This is a genomic window from Pontibacter toksunensis, from assembly GCF_042686245.1.
Lineage (GTDB): Bacteria > Bacteroidota > Bacteroidia > Cytophagales > Hymenobacteraceae > Pontibacter > Pontibacter toksunensis.
The window spans coordinates 137,651-159,362 of sequence record NZ_JBHUOX010000002.1 but is presented as its reverse complement, the minus strand read 5'-3'; the positions used below and the strand labels follow the sequence as shown (position 1 = coordinate 159,362).

At 47.3% G+C, this 21,712-nt stretch carries 22 protein-coding genes; 8 read left to right on the top strand and 14 right to left on the bottom strand.

What is annotated here, in order from left to right; translation table 11 throughout:
* Window positions 1-1,394: 1,394 nt before the first annotated feature.
* The 5 genes from ACFS7Z_RS03535 to ACFS7Z_RS03515 form a co-directional block, all read right to left on the bottom strand.
* A complete protein-coding gene (locus ACFS7Z_RS03535; protein WP_377481003.1) occupies window positions 1,395-2,453 on the bottom strand; it encodes a CNNM domain-containing protein in 1,059 nt (352 codons plus the stop codon).
* A 79-nt stretch (window positions 2,454-2,532) separates the two neighbouring features.
* On the bottom strand, window positions 2,533-2,928 hold the full coding sequence (locus ACFS7Z_RS03530) for a hypothetical protein (RefSeq protein WP_377480999.1): 396 nt from the start codon (window positions 2,926-2,928) through the stop codon (window positions 2,533-2,535).
* Window positions 2,929-3,071: 143 nt separating this feature from the next.
* Window positions 3,072-4,499 (bottom strand): aldehyde dehydrogenase, encoded by a 1,428-nt coding sequence (locus ACFS7Z_RS03525; protein ID WP_377480995.1) that lies wholly within the window; start codon window positions 4,497-4,499, stop codon window positions 3,072-3,074.
* Window positions 4,500-4,502: 3 nt separating this feature from the next.
* Window positions 4,503-4,721, bottom strand: a complete 219-nt coding sequence (locus ACFS7Z_RS03520) for a hypothetical protein (protein ID WP_377480993.1) — start codon at window positions 4,719-4,721, stop codon at window positions 4,503-4,505.
* Window positions 4,714-5,277: an SDR family NAD(P)-dependent oxidoreductase gene (locus tag ACFS7Z_RS03515; protein ID WP_377480990.1), complete on the bottom strand. Its 564-nt coding sequence runs from the start codon at window positions 5,275-5,277 to the stop codon at window positions 4,714-4,716. Before ACFS7Z_RS03515 ends, ACFS7Z_RS03520 begins: the two co-directional genes overlap by 8 nt.
* Window positions 5,278-5,421: 144 nt before the next feature.
* Between ACFS7Z_RS03515 and ACFS7Z_RS03510 the strand changes: the two genes are divergently transcribed.
* Both ACFS7Z_RS03510 and ACFS7Z_RS03505 read left to right on the top strand, forming a co-directional pair.
* Window positions 5,422-6,267 (top strand): hydroxymethylglutaryl-CoA lyase, encoded by an 846-nt coding sequence (locus ACFS7Z_RS03510; RefSeq protein WP_377480988.1) that lies wholly within the window; start codon window positions 5,422-5,424, stop codon window positions 6,265-6,267.
* 2 nt (window positions 6,268-6,269) lie between these two features.
* Window positions 6,270-7,010 (top strand): (Fe-S)-binding protein, encoded by a 741-nt coding sequence (locus tag ACFS7Z_RS03505; protein WP_377480985.1) that lies wholly within the window; start codon window positions 6,270-6,272, stop codon window positions 7,008-7,010.
* Between the two features lie 96 nt (window positions 7,011-7,106).
* Here ACFS7Z_RS03505 and ACFS7Z_RS03500 read toward each other — a convergent pair whose 3' ends face one another.
* From ACFS7Z_RS03500 to ACFS7Z_RS03490, 3 genes are all read right to left on the bottom strand, one after another.
* Window positions 7,107-7,430, bottom strand: coding sequence for a 2Fe-2S iron-sulfur cluster-binding protein (locus tag ACFS7Z_RS03500; protein ID WP_377480982.1), 324 nt, complete (start codon window positions 7,428-7,430; stop codon window positions 7,107-7,109).
* On the bottom strand, window positions 7,427-8,440 hold the full coding sequence (locus tag ACFS7Z_RS03495) for an NAD(P)/FAD-dependent oxidoreductase (RefSeq protein ID WP_377480978.1): 1,014 nt from the start codon (window positions 8,438-8,440) through the stop codon (window positions 7,427-7,429). The genes ACFS7Z_RS03500 and ACFS7Z_RS03495 overlap by 4 nt, the downstream gene beginning before the upstream one ends.
* A gap of 118 nt (window positions 8,441-8,558) precedes the next feature.
* The gene (locus ACFS7Z_RS03490) at window positions 8,559-9,299 is read right to left on the bottom strand and encodes a DUF72 domain-containing protein (protein ID WP_377480975.1); all 741 of its coding nucleotides are present in this window, start codon (window positions 9,297-9,299) and stop codon (window positions 8,559-8,561) included.
* On the opposite strand from ACFS7Z_RS03490, the gene ACFS7Z_RS03485 reads away from it, so the two are divergent.
* The 3 genes from ACFS7Z_RS03485 (at window position 9,282) to ACFS7Z_RS03475 (ending at window position 11,233) form a co-directional block, all read left to right on the top strand.
* A complete protein-coding gene (locus tag ACFS7Z_RS03485) occupies window positions 9,282-9,455 on the top strand; it encodes a hypothetical protein (RefSeq protein ID WP_377480972.1) in 174 nt (57 codons plus the stop codon). The two genes, ACFS7Z_RS03490 and ACFS7Z_RS03485, sit on opposite strands and share 18 nt — an antisense overlap.
* Before the next feature lie 31 nt (window positions 9,456-9,486).
* Window positions 9,487-10,269 carry a hypothetical protein gene (locus ACFS7Z_RS03480; protein WP_377480969.1) on the top strand — a complete coding sequence of 261 codons (783 nt, stop codon included), beginning with the start codon at window positions 9,487-9,489 and terminating at the stop codon, window positions 10,267-10,269.
* 142 nt (window positions 10,270-10,411) lie between these two features.
* A complete protein-coding gene (locus tag ACFS7Z_RS03475) occupies window positions 10,412-11,233 on the top strand; it encodes a hypothetical protein (RefSeq protein WP_377480966.1) in 822 nt (273 codons plus the stop codon).
* Window positions 11,234-11,493: 260 nt separating this feature from the next.
* Here ACFS7Z_RS03475 and ACFS7Z_RS03470 read toward each other — a convergent pair whose 3' ends face one another.
* Complete coding sequence (locus ACFS7Z_RS03470) at window positions 11,494-11,892, bottom strand: STAS domain-containing protein (protein WP_377480962.1); 399 nt, start codon at window positions 11,890-11,892, stop codon at window positions 11,494-11,496.
* Between the two features lie 424 nt (window positions 11,893-12,316).
* Between ACFS7Z_RS03470 and ACFS7Z_RS03465 the strand changes: the two genes are divergently transcribed.
* Window positions 12,317-12,973, top strand: coding sequence for a response regulator transcription factor (locus tag ACFS7Z_RS03465; protein ID WP_377480959.1), 657 nt, complete (start codon window positions 12,317-12,319; stop codon window positions 12,971-12,973).
* 93 nt (window positions 12,974-13,066) lie between these two features.
* Here the strand turns inward: ACFS7Z_RS03465 and ACFS7Z_RS03460 are convergent, their stop codons facing one another.
* A complete protein-coding gene (locus tag ACFS7Z_RS03460) occupies window positions 13,067-13,474 on the bottom strand; it encodes a hypothetical protein (RefSeq protein WP_377480956.1) in 408 nt (135 codons plus the stop codon).
* A 264-nt stretch (window positions 13,475-13,738) separates the two neighbouring features.
* Here ACFS7Z_RS03460 and ACFS7Z_RS03455 point away from each other — a divergent pair, with 264 nt between their 5' ends.
* A complete protein-coding gene (locus ACFS7Z_RS03455; RefSeq protein WP_377480954.1) occupies window positions 13,739-14,317 on the top strand; it encodes an AraC family transcriptional regulator in 579 nt (192 codons plus the stop codon).
* Between the two features lie 166 nt (window positions 14,318-14,483).
* On the opposite strand, the gene ACFS7Z_RS03450 is transcribed toward ACFS7Z_RS03455, so the two are convergent.
* Together ACFS7Z_RS03450 and ACFS7Z_RS03445 are read right to left on the bottom strand one after the other, a co-directional pair.
* Window positions 14,484-15,851: an ammonium transporter gene (locus tag ACFS7Z_RS03450; protein ID WP_377480951.1), complete on the bottom strand. Its 1,368-nt coding sequence runs from the start codon at window positions 15,849-15,851 to the stop codon at window positions 14,484-14,486.
* A 340-nt stretch (window positions 15,852-16,191) separates the two neighbouring features.
* Entirely contained in the window at window positions 16,192-17,097 is a 906-nt protein-coding gene (locus ACFS7Z_RS03445) for an alpha/beta hydrolase family protein (protein WP_377480948.1), read from the bottom strand.
* A gap of 644 nt (window positions 17,098-17,741) precedes the next feature.
* On the opposite strand from ACFS7Z_RS03445, the gene ACFS7Z_RS03440 reads away from it, so the two are divergent.
* The gene (locus ACFS7Z_RS03440) at window positions 17,742-17,924 is read left to right on the top strand and encodes a hypothetical protein (RefSeq protein WP_377480945.1); all 183 of its coding nucleotides are present in this window, start codon (window positions 17,742-17,744) and stop codon (window positions 17,922-17,924) included.
* A gap of 103 nt (window positions 17,925-18,027) precedes the next feature.
* Here the strand turns inward: ACFS7Z_RS03440 and ACFS7Z_RS03435 are convergent, their stop codons facing one another.
* Window positions 18,028-19,563 (bottom strand): S8 family peptidase, encoded by a 1,536-nt coding sequence (locus ACFS7Z_RS03435; RefSeq protein WP_377480942.1) that lies wholly within the window; start codon window positions 19,561-19,563, stop codon window positions 18,028-18,030.
* A 549-nt stretch (window positions 19,564-20,112) separates the two neighbouring features.
* Entirely contained in the window at window positions 20,113-21,528 is a 1,416-nt protein-coding gene (locus ACFS7Z_RS03430) for a sugar MFS transporter (protein WP_377480939.1), read from the bottom strand.
* Between the last annotated feature and the right edge of the window lie 184 nt (window positions 21,529-21,712).

Below are 21,712 nucleotides of genomic sequence, written 5' to 3'. Positions count from 1 at the left end.
GCGGTGTAGAGTTTATAAGGTTGATTGAATTATAATAAGTTTGTTTAAGGGGTGGTGGCTTGGTGCTGTTTTACTGAAAAGGAAAGAGTGAACGACTTCAATAGAACAACTGGTGATCTAAAAGGTGCTGGCAATATAAGATGATTAACAAAAAAGTTATAATATACAAATAACTATACTTTTAATTATTAATGAATAGTTATGTTGGATTTAAAGGGCTTTCCTTATTATGGTCATAATAGAATTTAAAAAATGTATACAATAAGATTGCTGCTGTGTGTAATCTAAACTTGTACTATAAGTATGATATAAGCTTCTATGTGTTAATATTATTAAACAAATCTTATATCAAAAAATATTTATTAATATATATTTTTAAAAACTTTAGAAAAAACGTTAAAGTGCAGAAAGTGCTTAATATTAATATAAATATAAATTGACGGGAAACGTAGTTGCTGGCGAATTGCATCTTATGTTGACCTGTATTTATAAATTTATAATGTGTGCCCTGAGTCTCTAATCTGGTATGATGAAGTGCAGATTTGAAACGAGTATAAGCGAGGGAAGCTTCGGATATTATACTAATCGAAGAAAACAGGAAGCAGGAAAACTTTTTGCAGGCCCAGTAAAAACGGTTTAAGATTTTTGTGCTGATTTGAGGATGTTTTGACGGTGTTTCTGCTGTAGAAGAAAGCACAATCAGCAATGGTAACTCTTCTGCAATCAGAACGTATAATGAGAATTGCCGCTCAGACAATAACTTAATGTTATATATGAAGCTGTTCAAGATCATTATTCCGCGCTTCGTGTTTTAAATGTTGCCGCTGCTACTGGTAGGGTAGCATATTCCTGAGAACTATACATGCTTGCTGGTTTTTCCTTCTATACTATGGCAGCCTGTTAGGAATAATTATGCCATAAAAGGCAACCTTTTATAAGTGGTTATTTATCAGTGTTATGTAAGCCTAACATTAGGTGTAGCAGGAAATGGTTATGCCTTGGAATTGTGGAATAATTCCTCAGATTGTAGAAACACCCCCCACTGCCACTGTGGAATTACATCTCATGTTACAACACCCAGACCAGCATGGCACAATTCGGATACCTCCTCCTTTTCCATTTTTTTCTTTTTAAAGATTAGCTGTGACTAAATTTCTCCGGAATCTGCCCGAGTAGAAGAATCAGTTATATATTGTTGTTGGGTTTTCGGCCATCGGATCTGGCCCTTTTGTTTGTCTGAAGGCTGCTTAATGTATATATTAAAGCTGTAAAGAAAGGTTTAGTCCTTGATGGTAAGACAGCTAAAGCCTGAGGGGTAAGAATTCAGTACAATTTATAGAAGCCATCTGAAATTGGACAGGACGGTGAGGCACTTCTGGCACTGGCAGCTTGATTTATGCCTCTTCACCAGGCTTGAAACCCAGACGTTTGGATCGTTTTTCCCAGTTGTTTCGTGCCCAGGTCTGAAGGTCTGCTACCTGATCCATCTCATCAATAATTTCCATGCCAAGCAGGGTTTCTATAATGTCTTCTATGCTAATCAATCCTGCAGTGCCACCATACTCATCCACTACCAGCGCCACCTGGTCCTGCTTTTCCAGCAGCTTGTTGAAAAGAGTTGGGATAAGCATGTGCTCCGGCACCACCTGGATATTCCGGGCAATGGAGCTTAGTGGGCTGTCTCCTTCGTTATTGATCAGTTTGTACATCACCTCATCCTTCAGAACATATCCTGTTACATCATCTAGATTTTCCTTGTATATAGGAATGCGTGAAAACCGTAAATCAGGAAAACTTCTGAAGAAGTCTACAATGGGCATATCCTCCTGGGCACTTACTACAACGGTGCGGGGTGTCATGACGTGGCGCACCAGAATTTTGTTGAACCGCAGAATATTCCGGATGATCTGTGATTCGCCCTTCTTAAATATTCCTTCTTTTATACCTATCTCTGCCATGGCTGTAAAATCTGCCCGGCTAAGCACACTGCGATTTTTGTCGTTCTTAAGCCGCCTGGTAATGAACTGAGACAGGATAATGATAGGGTAGAGCGGAGAGTAGATCAGTATCTTCAGCGTGCGGATAGTAAAGGGAGCCAATTGCCGCCAGTGGTTGGCCCCTATAGTCTTCGGGATGATCTCCGAGAATATGAGGATGATAATGGTCAGAACGGCAGAGGTGACAGACAGGTAGGCGTCTCCCCATAGCATCTGTGCCTGTGCGCCTACTCCTGCAGCGCCAATAGTATGGGCAAAAGTGTTGAGGGTGAGGATGGCAGCCAATGGCCTGTCTACATTTTCCTTGAACTGCTCCAGGCTTTTACCTAAAGCAGGGTTTTCCTGCGAGGCTATATTGATGTAGGAGGGAGTGATGCTTAGCAGAACCGCTTCGAGCACGGAGCACAGAAAGGAAAAAAACAGCGCAATAAATAAGTATAATAACAGTAAGCCCATTGGCTTTACTACGTGGTAAAGGGTAATGCGGATAGTAACAGGTTAAAAACAGTGGAGGCCGGCAGGGCTGCAGCATGAGTCAATGCACTATGCGAAGCACAGCTTCAGGAAGCGGCTGTAGTGTCTCGGGGTCTACGGTAAAATACCCCACCCTGGTTGGCCCATACCCTACGTTAAGTTCAAACAACCTGTTTTGTGCGGGCAGCATACTTATTACTTCTTGGCGAAGTTCCTTATGATATTCCACCAGTTCTGCAAGCCGCTTTTCCTTATCATTAAGTCTCCTGATCAGGTTCCCTTGTGGTGCGGTCTGTTCAGCGTCCTGGCTGTTAGGGGAGAAGTCTGGCCTGATGCTCTGAAGCGACAGCAGTTCCACCTCCAGCAGACGCATATTATGCTCCACGTCAAGGTATGTCCTTATTTTCTCCTCCAGCGGCACCAGCGACTCATCAAGGTACTCAACAAGATTATCCATTCTTTTTTTACTCTATGAAGGTGATAGATGGTGTTTGGCTTGCATAGGATTTTCTTGCACCAACTGTACAGCATTAAAACGTATAGAGACAGGGCCAGGTTTGCCAGGGAAGTCGGAAAGAGGAAGAAGATGCTGACTATCAGTTAGAGCCATCTGAAAAGTTTGCGGAGCATGTCCAAGCGGTTGTGATAAGGCGGGTAGCGTACGGGTAGATCCAGCCAGGTGCCGCGGTGCAAAACGCTCTTCTGGTGCGAGAAAACACTAAAACTGCTCTTGCCGTGGTAGCTGCCTACACCACTGCCGCCCACGCCGCCAAAGGGCAGGTTAGGGTTTACCAGGTGCGAGACAGTATCGTTGATGCACCCGCCCCCGAACTGGGTGCAACGCAGCACCGCCTGCTGTTTTTCTTTATTAGAGGAGAAGAAGTAAAGCGCCAGTGGGTTTTTATGCCTGCTCACGACCTCTATTGCTTCCTTCAGGGTACTAAAGGAAAGCACAGGGAGTATGGGGCCGAATATTTCCTCCTGCATCACCGGGTGTTCCCAGCCAACCTGGTCCAGCAGGGTAGGCGCAATATACCGTTGCAGCGCATCTGTTTGCCCCCCTGCACGCACGTTAGCATTCCGCAGGAAAAAGCTTAGCCTTTCAAAGTGCCTGTCGTTGACGATGCGGGCGAAGTCAGGGCTTTTCTCCGGCTCTTTGCTATAGAAATCGGTGATGCATTGAGAAATGAGTTGCACCAGTTCCTCCTTTACCTGTTCGTGCACCAGTAGGTAGTCCGGAGCCACGCAGGTCTGACCAGCGTTGAGAAACTTACCCCAAGTAATGCGCCTCGCTGCCAGCTCCAAGTCTGCGTCTTCGGCTACAATGACGGGGCTCTTGCCACCCAACTCCAGCGTGACAGGCGTGAGGTGTTCTGCAGCAGCCTTCATGATGATCTGCCCCACGCGGGTGCTGCCTGTAAAAAAGATATGGTCGAAGCGCTGCGCCAGCAGGTGCTGCGTTGTATCCACGCCACCCTCTACGGCAGCAACATAATCCTCTTCAAAAGTCTCCTGAATCAGCTTCGAAATAACAGCAGAAGTATTTGCAGCTAGCTCAGACGGTTTAAGTATAATACAGTTGCCGGCAGCCATGGCCCCGATGAGCGGAGTGATCAGGAGGTTGAAAGGGTAGTTCCAGGGACCGATGATGAGGTTGATCCCATAGGGAGAGGAGTAGATATAGCTGCGGGATGGGAAATTCAAAAGCGCCTCTTTTACCCGTTGCGGCTTTGCCCACTTCTCCAGGTCTTTCAGTGTAAGCTTGAGTTCCAACTCCACAAAGCCTACCTCACTTATAAAAGACTCCATCTCCGGTTTTCTGAAATCAGCGTACATAGCATCGAAAAGCTCCTGTTCGTACTGCCTTATCGCTCTCTGGAGTTTCTGAAGCTGCTGTTTACGGAAGCTCACATCGTGGGTTATACCGGTAGCGAAGAAATCCCTTTGTTTCTGCACCAGTTGCTGTATGCTTCGGTGGTCTGTCTCTGATTGCGTAGCTGTAGTAGCGGCGGTGTTTCTGAGGGACATAAATTATTGTTTTAAGTTTGTTTCTGAATGGATAGCTGCCTTCTGTACCGGACGGCCCGTAAAATGTTCCATAGTAGAATAGGCCCTGAAACCTTTCCCGACAAGTACGTCAAAAAACCGTGTGGGAAGCAGGCCGCGCAGCAGCGGAATCAGGTGCACAATCCATGGCTTTCGCAGCATGATCCTGTTTTTCTCCACAGCATTCAGTATGGCGTCAGCCACTTCTTCGGGTTGTAGTATAGGGGTGAGCAAGGGTGCCTTTGCCCCGGCAAACATACCAGTGTCGATGTAGCTTGGTGTAACGGTGGTAACGTGCAGGTCGAGTTCCAGGGCCTCCAGTTCCAGCCGCCGAGGCAATGTTCACCACATGGCCTGAGCCTCTTTCTATCATGCCCGGTAAAAAAGCGCGGGCTACCGCCATTACCCCCAGCACGTTGACGCTTAGTGTTTGCGCTATTTCCGCATAACTATGGTCTGCAAACATTTTTCCTACTACAATACCTGCGTTGTTTATCAGGATATCGGGAGGGCCGCTTTCCTGCAGTACATGCCCGGCTGCCTCGGCTACAGCGGCCACATCAGCTACATCCACCTCATAAGGAAAAACCTGCTTTCCTTTGGCTTGCATCTCAGCAGTCACCTGTTGCAGGTTCTGCTGGTTAATGTCCCAGATGATAACCTTATCTGCGCCTCTCTCCAGGCTCATCAAACCCATCAACCTGCCGATGCCCGAGGCACCTCCCGTAATAAGTATAGTGCTGTTTCGTAGCCTGGTCATGAGGGAGAGGTTGGGAAATAAGCGATAAATACGCTATTAAAGTTAGTGAATTTCCCAAAACCTGAAAGTTTGTCTTGGTTTTTTTCAAACGGAATGCTTCCCCTAAATTTGTATCTTTGGGCAAGGCCATCCAATTACAATCAAATGAAAATTATTGAGTGCCCCCGCGATGCCATGCAAGGGATCAGGGAGTTTATACCGACAGAACAGAAAATAGCGTATGTCAACCAGTTGCTGAAAGTAGGCTTCGACACGATCGACTTTGGTAGTTTTGTGTCACCCAGGGCCATCCCGCAAATGAGCGACACCGCCGAAGTACTGGCGAACCTGGAGCTGGAGGGAGCGCACTCGAAGCTGCTGGCCATTATTGCCAACGTGCGCGGCGCTGAGGATGCTGCCCGGCACCAGCAGATAGACTACCTCGGCTTTCCCCTGTCAGTGTCAGAGACGTTTCAGCAACGCAACACAAACAAAAGCATTTCCGAGGCCATGCAGCAGCTTGCCCGGATACAGGATATTTGCCACAGTCACAGTAAAACCCTCGTCACTTATATCTCTATGGGTTTTGGCAACCCCTACAACGACCCCTGGGATGCGGAAACGGTGATACGGCTTGTGGAGGAGCTAGACAAGCTGCAGGTAAAAATCATCTCTTTGTCGGACACCATCGGCGTTTCTGACCCGGAGAATATCTCGTATCTGTTCGGCAACCTGGTACCGGCCTTCCAAGGTATAGAGTTTGGAGCGCACCTGCACACAACACCTGCTACCTGGCAGGAAAAAGTGGAGGCGGCTTACCAGGCAGGTTGCCGGCGCTTTGACGGTGCCCTACGCGGCTATGGCGGCTGCCCGATGGCCAAAGACGAACTGGTAGGCAACATGCCCACTGAGAATTTGATCGCTTACTTCGAAAATATTGGTTTAAATTTGAACCTGAACAAAGCAGCGTTTGCATCCGCGATGACGCAGTCGGGCGCTGTGTTTTCCTGACTATGGCTAGAAGAATAATTGTAGATATATTTATACCGTGCTTTGTGGACCAGCTTTTCCCGGAGACGGGCATGAACATGGTGAAAGTGCTTGAGAAAGTGGGTTGTGAAGTAACCTATAACACCAATCAGACCTGCTGCGGGCAACCCGCCTTCAATGCCGGTTTTTTCGACGAGGCACGCGAGGTAGCCAACAAGTTCCTGGATGATTTTTCCAATGACACTTCCCATTACATTGTAGCTCCTTCCGCATCCTGCGTGGGTATGGTGCGCAACGCATACCAGGATATCTTCGTGAAGTCGTCGAAGCTGGTAAAGTACCGCGCCATGCAGAAAAAAGTGTATGAACTCACTGAGTTCCTGACCGATGTGCTGGGCGTAACAGATATACCTGGCGCTGCGCTACAGGGAAGGTATACCTACCATGACTCCTGCAGCGCGCTACGCGAGTGCGGCATAAAGGAAGGGCCCCGCGCCCTGCTCAGTAAGGTGCAGGGGCTGGAACTGGTTGAAATGGAGGATGTTGAAACCTGCTGCGGCTTTGGTGGTTCCTTTGCGGTGAAGTTTGAGGCCATTTCCACGGCCATGGCCGAGCAGAAGGTTGAGAACGCCATTGCCACCGGCGCTGATTACATTGTGTCTACAGACAGCAGCTGCCTGATGCATTTAGAAGCTTACATTCAGAAACAGAACAAGCCTATCAAGACCATGCACATCGCCGACGTGCTGGCGAGTGGGTGGTAAAAAACATAAGCTATGTATAACAATAAGGCCTGGATATATACTGTCCAGGCCTTATTTGTTCGTGTCAAAGTATCAGGCTACCCTTGTTCCTTGTTATCAAGCCTCCGGCATAATACGCACCACCAGCCCATCCAGTTCCGGGTTTACCCGCAACTGGCAGCTCAGGCGGCTGCTTTCGGTGGCATGAGGGAGCGTTTCCAGCATATACGCTTCATCGTCGCTCATTTCGGGCAGTTCATTGCTTTCCAGCACCTCCACGTGGCAGGTAGCGCAGATGGCCATACCACCGCAAACAGCCTGCACATCGAATTCGTTTGCCTTGAGCACCTCCATTACCGAAAGGCCCATGTCCGTGGGAGCCTCGAGGGCAATGCGCTCCCCGTTTTCCTGCTCCACATAAATGTTTATTGCATCTGTCATGCTAGTTCCTGTATGCCGTTAACAGTGGTGTACTTCAACACAAACTTTTTACCTGGGTTAATTATGTTGTACGCGCTATGCGCCATCAGGGCAGCCTCATGAAAACCGCATAATATCAGCTTCAGCTTGCCTGGGTAAGTGTTGATGTCGCCGATGGCGTAAACCCCCTCTATGTTGGTAGAGTAGTCTTCTGTGTTCACCACGATGGCATTTTTCTCCAGTTCCAGGCCCCAGTTCTCCAGCGGCCCTAACTTTGGCACCAGGCCGAACAACGGGATAAAATAATCTGCCTCTATCGCCACAGGCGTAGCATTGTCCATCATCACAGTCACCTTCTCCAACTTATCTCCCCCGTGCACTTCCGTCACGTTTGATTTCAGTATCAGGTTCAGTTTGCCTTCCTCTGCCAGGCTCACCACCTTGTCTGCCGACTCAGGAGCTCCTCTGAAGGAAGTTCCGCGATGCACCAGCGAAATCTCTTTGCATAAAGCAGACAAGTATATAGCCCAGTCCAGGGCAGAGTCACCACCGCCAGCCAGCACCACACGCTTGTCGCGGAAGTGCTCCGGATCGCGCACCATATAGGTCACGCCGTTGCCTTCGTACTTTTCGAGGTTTTCGATGGCGGGCTTGCGGGGCTCAAAAGATCCCAAACCACCGGCTATCACCACCACTTTACAAGCTATTTCGGTGCCGTCTACTGTGTTCAGAATAAAGGAGCCATCCTCCAGCTTCTCAAGGTCCTCCACACGCTCACCCAGTGTAAAAGTAGGGTGAAAGGGAGCAATCTGCTGCTCCAGGTTTTTGATTAAGTCACCAGCTAAAATTTCAGGGAAGCCAGGTATATCATATATCGGTTTTTTCGGGTATATCTCAGAGAGCTGCCCACCCACGGCAGGGAGCGCATCTACTACATGGCAGCGCATCTTCAGCAGGCCAGCCTCAAACACGGCAAATAAGCCCACCGGACCAGCACCTACAATGCATATATCGGTTGTTATTCTGTTCATTACTTTGATTTTTGTTGCAACAAATGTTGTAGAGGCAAATTTAATATCGAAAAGGCAGCTTACATAGAAAAATGTGGTAATATCCGGTTTTCACGTGCTCTTGTACAACCTGAAACGCTTACTGTTGTTCACGCTCCTGTACAATTTCCTGCAGCCGCTTTGCATTAAAGGCGGCATAGCCATTTTGGTCGTTATCGAAGTAGATGTAGACCTGCAGGCCCTGCTTTTTCCACTCCAGGCATTGCCATGCCCAGTATTGCAGTGCATCGTCATGATAACTGCCGGAATACTTTCCATCTGGTCCGTGCAGCCGCACATACACAAAGTCTGCCGTTACCTCCTTCGGCGACATGTGCCATTCCAGTTCATAAATACAAAAAGCAACGTTAAAGTTTCGTAGCAGTTCTAGTACTTCAGGGGCATACCAACTGTGGTGCCTGAACTCAAAAGTATACCTGTAGTAGGGGGGCAGCAGGGTCAGGAAATCGCGCAGCCGGTCTATGTTTACTCCCCACATCGGGGGCAGTTGAAACAGGATAGGCCCCAACTTCTCCTCCAGTGCATTCACGTTATTAAAGAACCGGGCAATACTCTCCTGCGGGTCCTTCAGCTTCTTCATATGGGTGATAAACCTGCTAGCCTTCACAGCAAACAGGAAATCATCTGGCACTGACGCGCGCCAATTTGCAAATGTTTCGGCTGATGGGAGCTTGTAAAAGGAGTTATTGATTTCCACGCTTCTGAAAAAGCGTGTGTAGTAGTCTGTAAATCCCTTAGATTTTACCTCCGGAGGATAAAAGGTGCCCATCCAGTGCTTGTAGTGCCACCCGGAGGTACCAATGTGAATCTGTTGTTCCATGTGTCTGCCTTGCTATTGTTCAGCGTTTATACTTCTATCCTCCTGCCTGAGTTTGGCCTGCGCCCTTTCTATGGTTTTCTGGTACAGGCAAAGGAGGGCAAGGTGCAGGACTGGCAAGAGGCAGGAATACAACAAGGCAGCAAGGCCTCGCGTTAAAACAGGTAAGTATAACTATAAAACAAAAGCTATGAACAGATACGATGATAACAACCGCAATTACCGCAACCACTACGCCGACTTCAACGAAGACGGGTCGCGCCGCGACAGGAGGCAGCAGGATAACAGCAATGATAACAGGGGAGGATTCCTGAACCGCGAAGGAAGGCGTAACGAGCGTAACACAGATAGAAACACTCCCTCCAATGATACTGAAAGGCATAACGAGGGCAGCCGCGACAGGAACTACAGCCGCTCTACTTTCGGTTCCAGTGCACAGGGTGACTATAGTGGAGGCACCCGCTATGGCGAAGGTGGCAGCACCTACGGCGGAGGCTCTTCCTACGGGCACTCTAACTATGGATCTTCCCGCATGCAGGGGCCACGCAACTCAGGTGGCGACAGGAACCAGTCTGATAATGTGCGAAACGGCTACGGCAACTTCGCCGACTACAACAGCCGCAACTACGGCAGCTTTGCCGATGACCGCGACTACAGTGATTATACAAACCGATATGGTGAATCACGCCAACGTGGCGGCATAGAAAGGTCTTCCAGCAGAGGTTCAGACTTTGGAAATACTGGCCGGGGCAGTACCGGGTACGATAACAGCTTTAACCAGTATAGAAGCACCGGGTATGGCTCCACTGGTTACAATAACCGCGACGAAGACCGTGCGCGCAGCACCTACGGCCAAGGTAACTTTGACCGGGAAAGAAGGTCGGCCTACGACAGGGACTATGACCAGCGTGGCAGCCGACGCGACAGCGACTTTGACCGAAGCCGCTATAACCGCGACCGACGAGACCGATAGAAAATCATAAACAGTAGAAGGGCCTGCACTTGTATGCAGGCCTTATTATTAACGACTTCGGATGACACTGATATAAACCGAAGAGACTGCTCCCCGTTTAAAATGACATGTTCAATAATTATTAACTTAAAAAACAAACGCTATGGAAAGATACGACAGAGATCGCTACTACAGAGGTGGCTACAGCAACGAAGACAGATACGGCTACGAAGATAACAATAGAAACCGCTACGACCGGGACAATCGAAATGACTATGACCGAAGTGACAGGTATGACCACGATGACAGGCCAGGCCGGGAACTGAAGCAGGAGTTCGAGAGAGACTACAGAAATGATCGTAACAACCGCTACTCAGAAAATGACCGCTTCTCCGACAGAGACCGTCCTGATGCGTACCGCAACCGTGACTACGACATGGAACGCAATTATTACAAAAATACCAGAGGTGATAGAGGCAATTTAGGTGATATCCGTCAAGGCTACGGCATCTCCGGATTTACCGGAACATCCGACCGCTACAACACCATGAGTGATATGGAACGGGAAAGAAATGCGCAGTTTGAGCAAGGATACGGCACCGGGAGATTAAGTGGTTACAGCGGCTCCCGCTTTGGCGGATCCAACTACAGCTCGCACGGCGATTTTGGCGGTTCCTCCGATTATGGCTCGATGAGTGGAAGTGGGGGCAACATGGACCGTTTAACTTCCTCTTCGGGATACGGCTACTCTTCTTCTAACCCGAACAGAGGCGGGGCGAATGACAGCTCCAATAGCTTTATAGAAAGAAATGGAGCTGGTGCCGGGGATAGAAGTAGAGATTCTTCGAACAGAGGATATGGTTCAGCAAATAAAAGCAACACCGGCTATAGCGGCAGATCGATTCTATCTGATGATTACGAACGGTATTCATCAAGCTCCGATAGGGGCGGTTATGTGAACAGAGATCCTAACCGTGATTATTAAATTAAGAAAACAAAGTCTATCTTCTGTTGATGCCGTAAAATTGGTTTTTGCAGCTGCCATATAAACAGAAGGTAGAAGATGATTTGATACATTTGATACATGAACAATCAGCCAAAGCCTGCCTATTGAAGGTAGGCTTTGGCTTTTCATGGCATGCAGATAAGAACCAAAATAGGTATCGAGTTACAACTAGCCAGTATCAGCTTATTGGTAAACCTTTAAAGTGGAAAAGTTATGAAAGAGAGGTATGATTTGCTTTTTCAGCTTTGTTGAGATGGGGTGGAAGAAGAGGTAGTGAGTTTTAGGGCTTCTTCCTGAGTCGCGGCTTCTTTGAAAATTTTGCCTAAACCTAGTATGGCGAATACATTTTTGATTTTTGGCTGCAAACCATAAAATATAATATCGACTTTTTTCTCAGCGCAGGCGTGAAACGAGGACAGAAACACTCCAACACCAGCGGAGGAGATATAGCGTAATTCAGTGCAATCAATCAGCAGGTGATCAAAGTCACTATTCACAACCTCAGACAATGTATCATCAGCTGCAACCGCAGAATTCGCATCAAGTTCTCCCGCAAACCGTATCACCGCTGCTTTATCCAACTGCTCTACTTTTACGATGAACTCCCCGGTTCCATGCTCCTGCGTGTCCTTTTTCATATGCTACCTTTTCCTCACCTTTGCAAACCCATCCTACTCCCTTTTATTTTGCAGGGGCTTCGCAAAAAAGTAATTTTCATGTTCATGGAGTTTTGCCAGCAAGGCCAGTATTCCTATGTTTGGCTTTATGCACTAACTTGTAAACAAAGAGTAGAAAGGGATTCTAAAAGCAAATATAATGAGTTGGAGCTAGCATTACTGTAGCGGAAAACACTTAAACCTATGGGTTATAGTACGTAAAGTATGTTCCAGCAGAATAGACGAAGCCCGTGTCAATTTATATTTGCCTATGTAGCTTTGGAGTAAATTCTATGTTTTAACTTCCAAAACAGGAAGTAAAGATATTATATTTGTAATGGTAATTTTTTCTAAACCTGTTTCCCGGGTGCCTTAGCACCTTAGTAATACAGACATTTAAACACATATGGTAAAATTGGTTCTAACTGATGACCACAAATTAGTCAGGGAAGGAATTAGAGCGTTACTGACACTAGATGAAACTATAGAAGTAGCCGGGGAGGCAGCCAGCGGCCGGGAACTGCTGGATTTACTTGTTTATACCCCAGCAGACATTGTACTGCTCGATATCAGCATGCCAGAGATGGATGGTTATGATACCCTTAAGCTGCTGCGCAAGAGCTTCCCGGATGTAAAGGTGCTGGTGCTTTCCATGCTGGATGATGAGCGGTATGTGCATCAGATGATGGAAACCGGCGCAGCAGGGTATTTACTGAAGAATACGAGTATAAAGGAAATGCAATCTGCCATAAAGCTTATTACAGGGGGAATACAGTACATCAGCCCATCCCTTACCTTGGACCTTCTAAGCAAGTCTAAGAAAGCACCTCATTACCAGATGAGGCAGGAAAGCAGTAAAAAGTTATACAAAGACCTGTCGAAGCGGGAAACGGAGGTATTACAACTTATTTCGGAAGGGTATACCAATGCCGAAATTTCAGAGGTGCTGTTTACCAGCAAACGCACTATAGAGACACACCGTCAGAACCTGCTGGAAAAGACACATACCAGAAATACGGCAGCCCTTATTAAGTTTGCTGTGCTGAACGGGATTATTTCCTGAAGAAAAGACCTGTTAGAGGTTACACTATACGGCAACCTTAGCAGTGCAGGTGCAGCTCAATACGTGTTCACCAGAATACTCCCGCAATTGTCATTAGTCCATTCGGAGCCAGTCAAAGGCAGCCTCAAGAGAGGAAAACTGTGCCAGATCAAGCGAAATGTCATGCTCCTCTTTAACCTCCTCAATCATGTTTTCAAAAGAGATGTAATTGAAAATGTCATCTGTTAGCACACGGGCAATCCGCTGAAGATTGGAAAGCTTGATAAGAGGGGCAATTTCCCGCTTTATCCACTGTTGGTCTGCAAACAGGATGCTGTCAATCAGCCGCGAGTCAATCAGCCACAGTTCTACCTTGTGATGAAGTATAATTTCCTTTACTACTTTAATGCCTGCCCTGTATTCTTCACTCACCACATTGCGGAGCCATTTCATGTGCAGAAGCTTCTCCTCTTCCTTCAGGGAAATAAAAAGGTAATCAGGTACATCAAAGGTCATGGACATCACGTTCGTTGTTGACTATATTTATTTAACGCTATATTTAATGACCTAGCGCATACTAGTGGGTAGAATCAATAAATATATCATTTTAAGCTGGAAGATGTATAAACAAAGGCAATTAATTCAGGCATTATAAATTTAAAGAAGGTATTTACTTCAAGAATGCAGTCATGATTGTTTCAGAAGTCAGAAAGTTGAATTACTTTATATAGGAGCATTTACCAACCTCAGCACAGATACTTTTACCTGCTAGCAATCAGAACTACTATGGCAACTATCAAGATATACATCAAAAACATGGTCTGCGACCGCTGTAAGCGGGTAGTGGCAGAAGAACTTAGAGCCTTAGGCTATACCGTTATACAAGTGGGTTTAGGGGAGGCTGAACTAGCTGCAAAAGAGGGAGAAGTGGACCTGGAACGGATACGAGAAGTACTGCAGGACAATGGTTTTGAACTGCTGGACGACCGCAAAACAAAGCTTATAGAGCAGGTAAAGCTAGCCCTGATTGAACTGGTGCACAAGGGCGAGGAAGCAGAGCTTCATGTGAATACCTCTGACTACATCGCCGAAAAAGTAGGGCTGGATTACAATTACCTGAGTAACCTGTTCTCTTCTTTTGAAGGAATCACGATAGAAAAGTACCTGATACTGCAGCGCATTGAGCGTGTAAAGGAGCTGCTGGTTTATAATGAGCTCAGCCTGAAAGAGATTGCCTATAAGTTGGGCTACAGCAGTGTGGCACATCTGTCTAACCAGTTTAAGAAAGTGACAGGCCTTACGCCAAGCCACTTCAAGCAGGTTAAGACCGAGAAGCGTAAAACAATAGACAAGGTACAGGAGTAGGTACTGTTTTAAAGCGGTTTTCCGGGGCTAATACAGGCAGCGCTATGAGGGTATGAAACAGAAGAGGTAAAGGAAACCCACACCCGCCAGCGCTGAAAGGGAAGCAGATGTGGGAAAGGAGAAAAACGATGAGCTATAGAAATAAAGAGAGTCCGGCTATTTTGACTCAGGAGGATATCAACTCTGTTTCTTCCTTAGAAGCATGTACTTCTATATCGTCTAAGCTCTCGTCATGCTGGCTCAGGTCAAGACCCTGAAGTTCCTCCTCTGGGGTAACACGAAGAGGTGAAATCAAGTCTGTAATTTTCAGGAGCACCCACGAGCCTCCGAATGCGAAGACAGAGACACCAACCAGGGCTAGCAGATGCACGAGGAACAGGGTAGTCTCCCCAAAGATTAGCCCATTGCCTGTTTCATTCGCGGGATTAATAGCCTGGCTTGCAAAAACACCAGTCAATATCATACCCACCATACCCCCAACCCCATGGCAAGGGAACACATCAAGCGTATCGTCGAGGCTAGTGCGGGTGCGCCAGTCTACCACTATGTTGCTGACAATAGCGGCAATGACGCCAATCGCTAAAGAGTGGGGTATCGTAACGAAGCCTGCGGCAGGAGTAATAGCCACTAAACCTACCACTGCACCAATACAGACACCCATGGCAGATGGCTTTCTTCCTTTTATGGCATCAAAGAATATCCAAGCAATGGCGGCAGAAGCAGACGCTGTTGTGGTTGTTGCCAATGCCACTACAGCTAAAGAATTAGCACCCAAAGCTGAGCCGGCATTAAACCCAAACCAACCAAACCAGAGCAGGCCAGTACCCAGCATCACATAGGGGATGTGCGCCGGCTTATGGTTGCTGGTGTCCCGCCGCCTCTTCAGGAAAATAGCGGAAGCCAGTGCCGCCCAGCCCGCAGACATGTGCACGACGGTGCCACCGGCAAAATCCAAAACGCCATAGTTGAAAAGCAGTCCATCAGGATGCCAAGTCATGTGGGCCAGCGGTGCATAGATGAAGACAAAAAAGAGTCCTATGAATACGGTGTAGGATATAAACCGAATCCGTTCAGCAAAAGCACCTGTAATAAGTGCCGGCGTGATGATGGCGAATTTCAGCTGGAACATGGCGAAAAGCAACAGCGGAATTGTAGGGGCAGCAGGCCAGGGAGCACCGTCTATCACTCCCCGCATCATAAAGAAGGTAAAAGGATTGCCAAATACACCCCCTACGGATTCACCAAAGGCAAGGCTAAAACCAAACACTATCCAGAGTACCGTAACAATAGCCATACAAATAAAACTCTGCAACATGGTCGAGAGCACATGCTTCCTGCGTACCATACCTCCGTAGAAAAAGGCAAGCCCCGGTGTCATGATGAGCACAAGAGCCGTGGCAGTCAACATCCAGGCTGTGTCTGCGCCATTAATTTCTGCAGTACTTTCACCGGAAGGAAGAGATGGAAATGCAAACGTGGCTGCTACAACCAGCAAGAGTAAAAGGAAAGGAATGCGGGACAAACGCTGGGACATATGCTTTCGATAAAAAGTAAAAATAACGCTGGAGCTCTGCTTGTTGTTTGTTAATATTTTAAATTAACTGCTAAATTATTAAAAATAAATCTTGTTAATAGTTAATAATGTGTAAATTTTTTAATGTAATGAAGTTTTGCATTGGAATTTTATACTTCTTTAGTGGAAACACCTGTTCATGGTAGGCAATACTGTAATGGGCCGTTATTTATTATAAGTTTTAAGTTGCATTATTATGTTAAGTTAAAATGCGACACCTCATCATGCTCTATAGAAGGTAGAGAAGGGAAACAAGGAATGACCCTGACCTATGCTTGTTTAAACGAGATTTTATGTAAATCTATTTCTGCTGTATAAGGTCCTGCACAGCATGCTCTACCTGTTCATATACTGCTGCATGCGGCACTACTAAGTCAAAATGCCCTGCCTGCTCCAATAAAATCAGGGCGGCATCATCGCCTTTGGCTTTCGCCTGTTCTGCAAACTGCTGGCTTTGGGAAACTGGTACAACGGGGTCAAGAGCACCTTGTATTAGCCTGGAGGGAACGCGCAGTGGTAACAGAGCAGTAGGAGAGGCGTCCGCGTAGCGCTCAGGCTGGTCTTTCGGCATGCCACCCATTAACTGGGGCACCGCCTCATTGCAACTGCCTTTCTGATGGCCATACGTGGCCAGGTCAGGGATACCTGCCAGTGAAATAACGCCTTTCAGTTTCAGCGGCTTTCTGGTGTAAAGCGGGCTGCTTTTAGCCAAGTTGCGGCGTGCAGCCAGCCAAAGGGCCAGGTGGCCGCCGGCAGAATGGCCCATGACCACTACCTTTTTTGTATCGAGCGGGTATGTCTTTGCCAGTTCCCGCACATAATCTGTTCCTTGGGCAACATCCAGGAAAGTGCCCGGCCAGCCGCCACCTGTATCACCTACCCGCCGGAACTCAAGGTTCCAGGTAGCATAACCTGCCTTTGTCAGCTTCTCGCTCAGGTGCGCCATGTATTGCCTGTCGTAGGCTGACAGCCAGCAACCGCCATGCACCACCACGACAACCGGAAACTTGCCTTCTCCCTGTGGGAGGCGTAGCTCACCAAATTGCAAAGAGTCAGCACCATAAGAGATAACTCTATCGGCAGGCGGTACAGGAAGTGCCGCTATTTGCTGCCAGGTAACCAGTTTGAGCGGCTGTTCCTGTGCAGAGAGTTGGGTCGTGGTCAAAATGGCAAATATTAAAAACAGAATGCTAAATATACGTGACATAGTCGTTGTGTTGGAGCAGTTTGAGTGCAAAATTAACACTTTAGCTGTGCCTGTCGCTTTTTTCTCTTCACCTAATGCCCCTGCTGATCAGCCTGCACACTTGCTCTTACAGCCAATTTCAGTTTTTTTCTTTGGGAGGAATAGGGAGGAAGGAGCCTATGTAGTAGGCGTAGTATCGACGATACACCTAATTCAAGCTTAACCATAATGGAATCTTCTTCAGGAACCCGCAGATTTTACAGCCCGCCGCCGCAGGTTTCTTTTCTATCGGTCTTGTCTGTAAAAGAAACGACAATTATCCTCTGTACATCTCCGTCACCCTGAATGTGTGGCTTTGGTAGGCGCTCTACATGGATTAAATTCAAATTAGCATGTAGCAGGTAATCTGAGGATAAAGTATCTTTCAAGTATAAAATACTTTGCTAAATAATGACATTATACCGGGACGGGCTGATTGTGCTTGACTATGAAGTGGCCACTGATATACTTTAGAAAGTTGGCCCGATAGCAGGAGAACTTCTGTGGCAGAACTATAGTTTTTGATCGCCAAGCTCATGAATACGCTCCGGCACTACGACACTAAAAAGCTGTTTATTGATGCCACCGATAATGTAGAGAAGGTTTCTGATGAGGAGTAAAAGAGCATGAACAGGAAGTTTGCCGGAGACCTGATTGTCATCCGCCTACAGAAGGTTGCCCGCGTCGGGGCGCCTAATCCGGAAAAGAAAAACATGGCGAAGGAAATTGCAGGGGAGTATCTCAGTAAGAGTAACGGGCAGATTGTTTTCCGGGAATTTCAGGACGCAACTGCAGCAATGGAGTGGTAACAAGAAAAATAAATACCTGTTTGAGGTTTTAGTATCTGCGCCACAACATAAGAAAGCCCCGGCAGGAATCCTGCCGGGGCTTTCTTATAAAATAGAATATTGTTTACTGTACTGCTGTTATAGCTTTAAAAGCATTCACACGGCCATAGCCATAGAAAGGGTCACGGCCTGGCTTGCCTAAATCATCAGCAGAGGCACGCATCACTGCTTTTACCTGAGCCGGATCCATCTGGCCTCCGTTCTGCCCGATAATCAGAGCGGCAACACCGGCTGCGTGTGGCGCTGCCATGCTGGTGCCTGCTGACCAGTAGTATCCACCTTTGCCAGGTTCCAGGTTACTTCCAGCACTGAATACTAAATCGAATGCAAATGCATAAGTGGTAATGCCGGCTACAGTGACTACCTCCTCTCCGTTATATGCCATGTCTCCGCCCGGTGCGGCAAAGTCAATATCAGACGTGCCATAGTTTGAGTAAGAAGCCAAGAAATCGAGGTTGGCAGTCAATGGATTTAAAGCCCAGGCCAGCGGTGCAGTTGCTGAAATCGAGATCACACTTGGTGCGCCAGCAGGAATGTATACCAAAGATTGATCTTTGTTGCCATTGTTCGCATCGTTGCCAGCTGATGCAATCAAGGTAACGCCTTGCTTTGCGGCATAATTGGTTACTTTGGTGAATATGTTAATCAATTCCTGCGTGTACTTCGTGTCGCTCACAATAAAGTCGTCAGAAGAATCATCCGGTGTGCCGTTGTCATGCAAGTATTTCCCGTTGCGCGGGAGGCCTACACCTAAGCTCATGTTGATAACATCGGCGCCTTGATGTGTTGCATACATGATTCCATTCAAGATTGCGGAGAAATCACCTACTCCGGAATCACCTAATACCTTTACAAGAATCAGCTCTGCCTCAGGGGCAACGCCAATAATGCCTCTGCCATTGTCGGCAGCGGCTATAGTGCCTGCCGTGTGAGTACCATGGCTACCAACGCCTTGAAGAGCGTACTGTAATGGTTCATTGGGTACTAAGCTTATACTGGCTTTAAAATCAATGTTAGGAGCCAGGTCCGGATGATCAGTATCAAATCCGCTGTCCAGTACTGCTACACGCACACCCTTTCCACGAGCTCCTGCATTCCAGGCCGCTGGTGCTTTTATAGCAGTGTGGCCCCACTGCAGATCAAAGTAAGTATCATCATCTCCACTGAAAGGAGGGTTGCCAAAGTTCGCCTCCGCATCAAACGCTATCATTTTTTCATCCGCAGGATTAAACCACTGCACATTCAGGTCCCGGATAACCGTGCTAACACCTTTTATCTTACCTGCCTTTGCCGCAAAGTCAGGATCTGACGAAGTAACAACGGCAATACCGACTTCATTCATCATATTCTTGACGTTTCCTTTCAAGGAACGCACCTGGCTTTCCAAGTCAGCAGGAAGAGCAGTGGAGCTTATCAGAATGTAATGCCCACCCTTGAATTTTACGGAACGGTTTACTGTGCCATCAAGTAAGGCGCTGTTGGCTGCCTCAACTTTAAGAGATTCGTTTGGCGACGCTTGTTCCATTTCAGGTGTACAGCCAAAGGCCAGGGCCGAGGCAAGAACAGAGTATGTAAATCTTTTTGCAAAATTTGTAAACATAGAAAATGAAGTTTTAGGGTTTATTTCAGGTGCAATGAGTGTTAGCCAAAGAGACACAATACTGATACTGCAGCGGTTTGTATTATAATACAGCAATAAAGATAGTAACTCCTGAATACTTATATGTAAACTTAATATCAATAATTTCTAATATAATGTGAATGTACTATATATTTATGTGAAGGTGTCATATTAATGGGTTAAAGGATATGCTTCTTCTGTTTGTGCATTGCATGCTGCATTCATGCGCCATTACATAGTTGCACTGTTTTTCAGCTGATAAAAATGTTTAAGCGCAGAATGTATAGGTTTAGCAGATTTTTAGCGCGATTGACTTATCCTGCCTGTTATGTTTAGAGCATCGGGAAATATCACCCTAGCGGAGGTTCCTTTCTTAAAAGGATATCGACAAACTCCTTGCAGCCACTGTGCTTTTGGTGCTTCAGCTGCGCCTGCACAACCAAGCTTACTCTACTGAGTATGGTATAAAAGAAGCGCCTGCCGGAGTCAATCCGGCAGGCGCTTCTTTTGAAGAATGGGTGCAACGAACTAGGCTGCTACCTTTTTCACCTTCGAGCCAATAAAGCCATAGTATACGATATAGGCATAGCAGGCCATCGGTACCAGGAAAGAAAGCTGCAGGCTTCCAGACGCGTCTGCCACCCAACCCTGAAGCGGAGGTATAATGGCGCCACCCACAATGGCCATTACGAGCAGCGATGAACCCTGGCTGGTGTGTACGCCCAAGCCCTCGATAGCCAGTGTAAAAATGGTAGGGAACATGATAGAGTTGAACAGGCCAATGGCGATGACAGACCACATAGCCACAGAGCCTGTCGCAAAGCACGTCAGGAGAAGCAACACGATAACTGTGCCGGCAAAAAATCCAAGTGTTCTGCCTGGCAGGAATCTTCCTAACAGCAACACAGCAAAGTTGAGCGCAATCAGCCCCAAGGCAATCAGAGCTTCATCTATACCATAAATGCTGAAAAGCAGGAAGAATGTGATGGCGCTGATGAGGCCGATGATCAAATACTTGTAAACGTCGTTTTTAAACTGCGCCAGCGCCACAGCACCAAAGAACCGGCCAATCATGGCACCTCCCCAGTAAAAGGCAAGGTAATGTCCTGCTGCTGTTTCCTCCAGGCCCGCAATTTCCGGCAACCTGAAGAAGTTGATGAGCGCGCTGCCAATGGCAACTTCACCCCCCACATACATAAAAATGCAAATAATCCCCAGCACAAGGTGGCTGTACCTTAAGGCTCCCGCATCAGGTGTTAACTGCTCCTCATTCTCACTCTGGATGCGTGGCAGGTTGGCCACCTTAATCAGCACGGCAATGGCAAGCAAGGTGGCAGCCAAACCAAGGTAAGGGAGCTTTACAGAATCAGCGCCTGCGTCCTGAACCGCATTTACACCTTCAAAAATGAGGTAGCCCCCGATAATGGGAGCCACTGTAGTGCCCAGTGAATTCAGTGCCTGCGTCATGTTCAGGCGGCTGGCAGCACCCTCCGGTGGACCAAGTATGGCCACATAAGGGTTAGCGGCAATCTGCAGAATAGTGATGCCGGAGGCAAGTATAAACAGCGCCAGCAGAAAAAAAGCATAGCTGAGCATGCTGGCCGCCGGGTAAAACAAGGCACAGCCTATAGCCGCTACTATCAGGCCCACTATGATTCCATTCTTATAGCCAATTTTCTGGATGGGGTCTCCCTTTGTAATGGAAAACACAAAATACAATAGCGACACGATGAAGTAAGCGCCAAAAAAGGCTGTCTGGATGAGCATCGCCTGCCACAGCTGCAATGTAAAAACCTGCTGCAGCTTGGGTATGAGGATGTCGTTCATACAGGTGATAAAACCCCACATAAAAAATAAGAGGGTCACAATAACCAGAGGGCCACCGTAGTTGCGCGAGGGCGCCGCAGTGTATTCCTTCTGTGCTTGTTGAGAAATTCCGGCCATAAGTTTAACTATAATTTGAGATGATGATTTTTAATGTCTGCCCTGGCTGCTTATAAAGCTCCTGTCAGTAACTGTTTTTGAACAGAAACAGGTGTTCAAGTTAGATGGATTAATATCAATAAGCAAAGCCCTCCTCTGCCGCCTCAGAATAAAACTTCAGGCTCCGGTGCATCCTTTGGAGGTA

What these genes read in the sequence shown, in the direction of transcription:
- ACFS7Z_RS03440 (WP_377480945.1), top strand. Translation starts at nt 17,742, where the DNA reads ATGAACAGGAAGTTTGCCGGAGACCTGATTGTCATCCGCCTACAGAAG.
- ACFS7Z_RS03495 (WP_377480978.1), bottom strand. Translation starts at nt 8,440, where the DNA reads ATGAACAGAATAACAACCGATATATGCATTGTAGGTGCTGGTCCGGTG.
- ACFS7Z_RS03515 (WP_377480990.1), bottom strand. Translation starts at nt 5,277, where the DNA reads ATGACCAGGCTACGAAACAGCACTATACTTATTACGGGAGGTGCCTCG.
- ACFS7Z_RS03480 (WP_377480969.1), top strand. Translation starts at nt 9,487, where the DNA reads ATGAACAGATACGATGATAACAACCGCAATTACCGCAACCACTACGCC.
- ACFS7Z_RS03535 (WP_377481003.1), bottom strand. Translation starts at nt 2,453, where the DNA reads ATGGGCTTACTGTTATTATACTTATTTATTGCGCTGTTTTTTTCCTTT.
- ACFS7Z_RS03525 (WP_377480995.1), bottom strand. Translation starts at nt 4,499, where the DNA reads ATGTCCCTCAGAAACACCGCCGCTACTACAGCTACGCAATCAGAGACA.
- ACFS7Z_RS03530 (WP_377480999.1), bottom strand. Translation starts at nt 2,928, where the DNA reads ATGGATAATCTTGTTGAGTACCTTGATGAGTCGCTGGTGCCGCTGGAG.
- ACFS7Z_RS03510 (WP_377480988.1), top strand. Translation starts at nt 5,422, where the DNA reads ATGAAAATTATTGAGTGCCCCCGCGATGCCATGCAAGGGATCAGGGAG.
- ACFS7Z_RS03435 (WP_377480942.1), bottom strand. Translation starts at nt 19,563, where the DNA reads ATGTTTACAAATTTTGCAAAAAGATTTACATACTCTGTTCTTGCCTCG.
- ACFS7Z_RS03460 (WP_377480956.1), bottom strand. Translation starts at nt 13,474, where the DNA reads ATGTCCATGACCTTTGATGTACCTGATTACCTTTTTATTTCCCTGAAG.
- ACFS7Z_RS03455 (WP_377480954.1), top strand. Translation starts at nt 13,739, where the DNA reads ATGGCAACTATCAAGATATACATCAAAAACATGGTCTGCGACCGCTGT.
- ACFS7Z_RS03505 (WP_377480985.1), top strand. Translation starts at nt 6,270, where the DNA reads ATGGCTAGAAGAATAATTGTAGATATATTTATACCGTGCTTTGTGGAC.
- ACFS7Z_RS03490 (WP_377480975.1), bottom strand. Translation starts at nt 9,299, where the DNA reads ATGGAACAACAGATTCACATTGGTACCTCCGGGTGGCACTACAAGCAC.
- ACFS7Z_RS03450 (WP_377480951.1), bottom strand. Translation starts at nt 15,851, where the DNA reads ATGTCCCAGCGTTTGTCCCGCATTCCTTTCCTTTTACTCTTGCTGGTT.
- ACFS7Z_RS03475 (WP_377480966.1), top strand. Translation starts at nt 10,412, where the DNA reads ATGGAAAGATACGACAGAGATCGCTACTACAGAGGTGGCTACAGCAAC.
- ACFS7Z_RS03465 (WP_377480959.1), top strand. Translation starts at nt 12,317, where the DNA reads ATGGTAAAATTGGTTCTAACTGATGACCACAAATTAGTCAGGGAAGGA.
- ACFS7Z_RS03500 (WP_377480982.1), bottom strand. Translation starts at nt 7,430, where the DNA reads ATGACAGATGCAATAAACATTTATGTGGAGCAGGAAAACGGGGAGCGC.
- ACFS7Z_RS03445 (WP_377480948.1), bottom strand. Translation starts at nt 17,097, where the DNA reads ATGTCACGTATATTTAGCATTCTGTTTTTAATATTTGCCATTTTGACC.
- ACFS7Z_RS03430 (WP_377480939.1), bottom strand. Translation starts at nt 21,528, where the DNA reads ATGGCCGGAATTTCTCAACAAGCACAGAAGGAATACACTGCGGCGCCC.
- ACFS7Z_RS03470 (WP_377480962.1), bottom strand. Translation starts at nt 11,892, where the DNA reads ATGAAAAAGGACACGCAGGAGCATGGAACCGGGGAGTTCATCGTAAAA.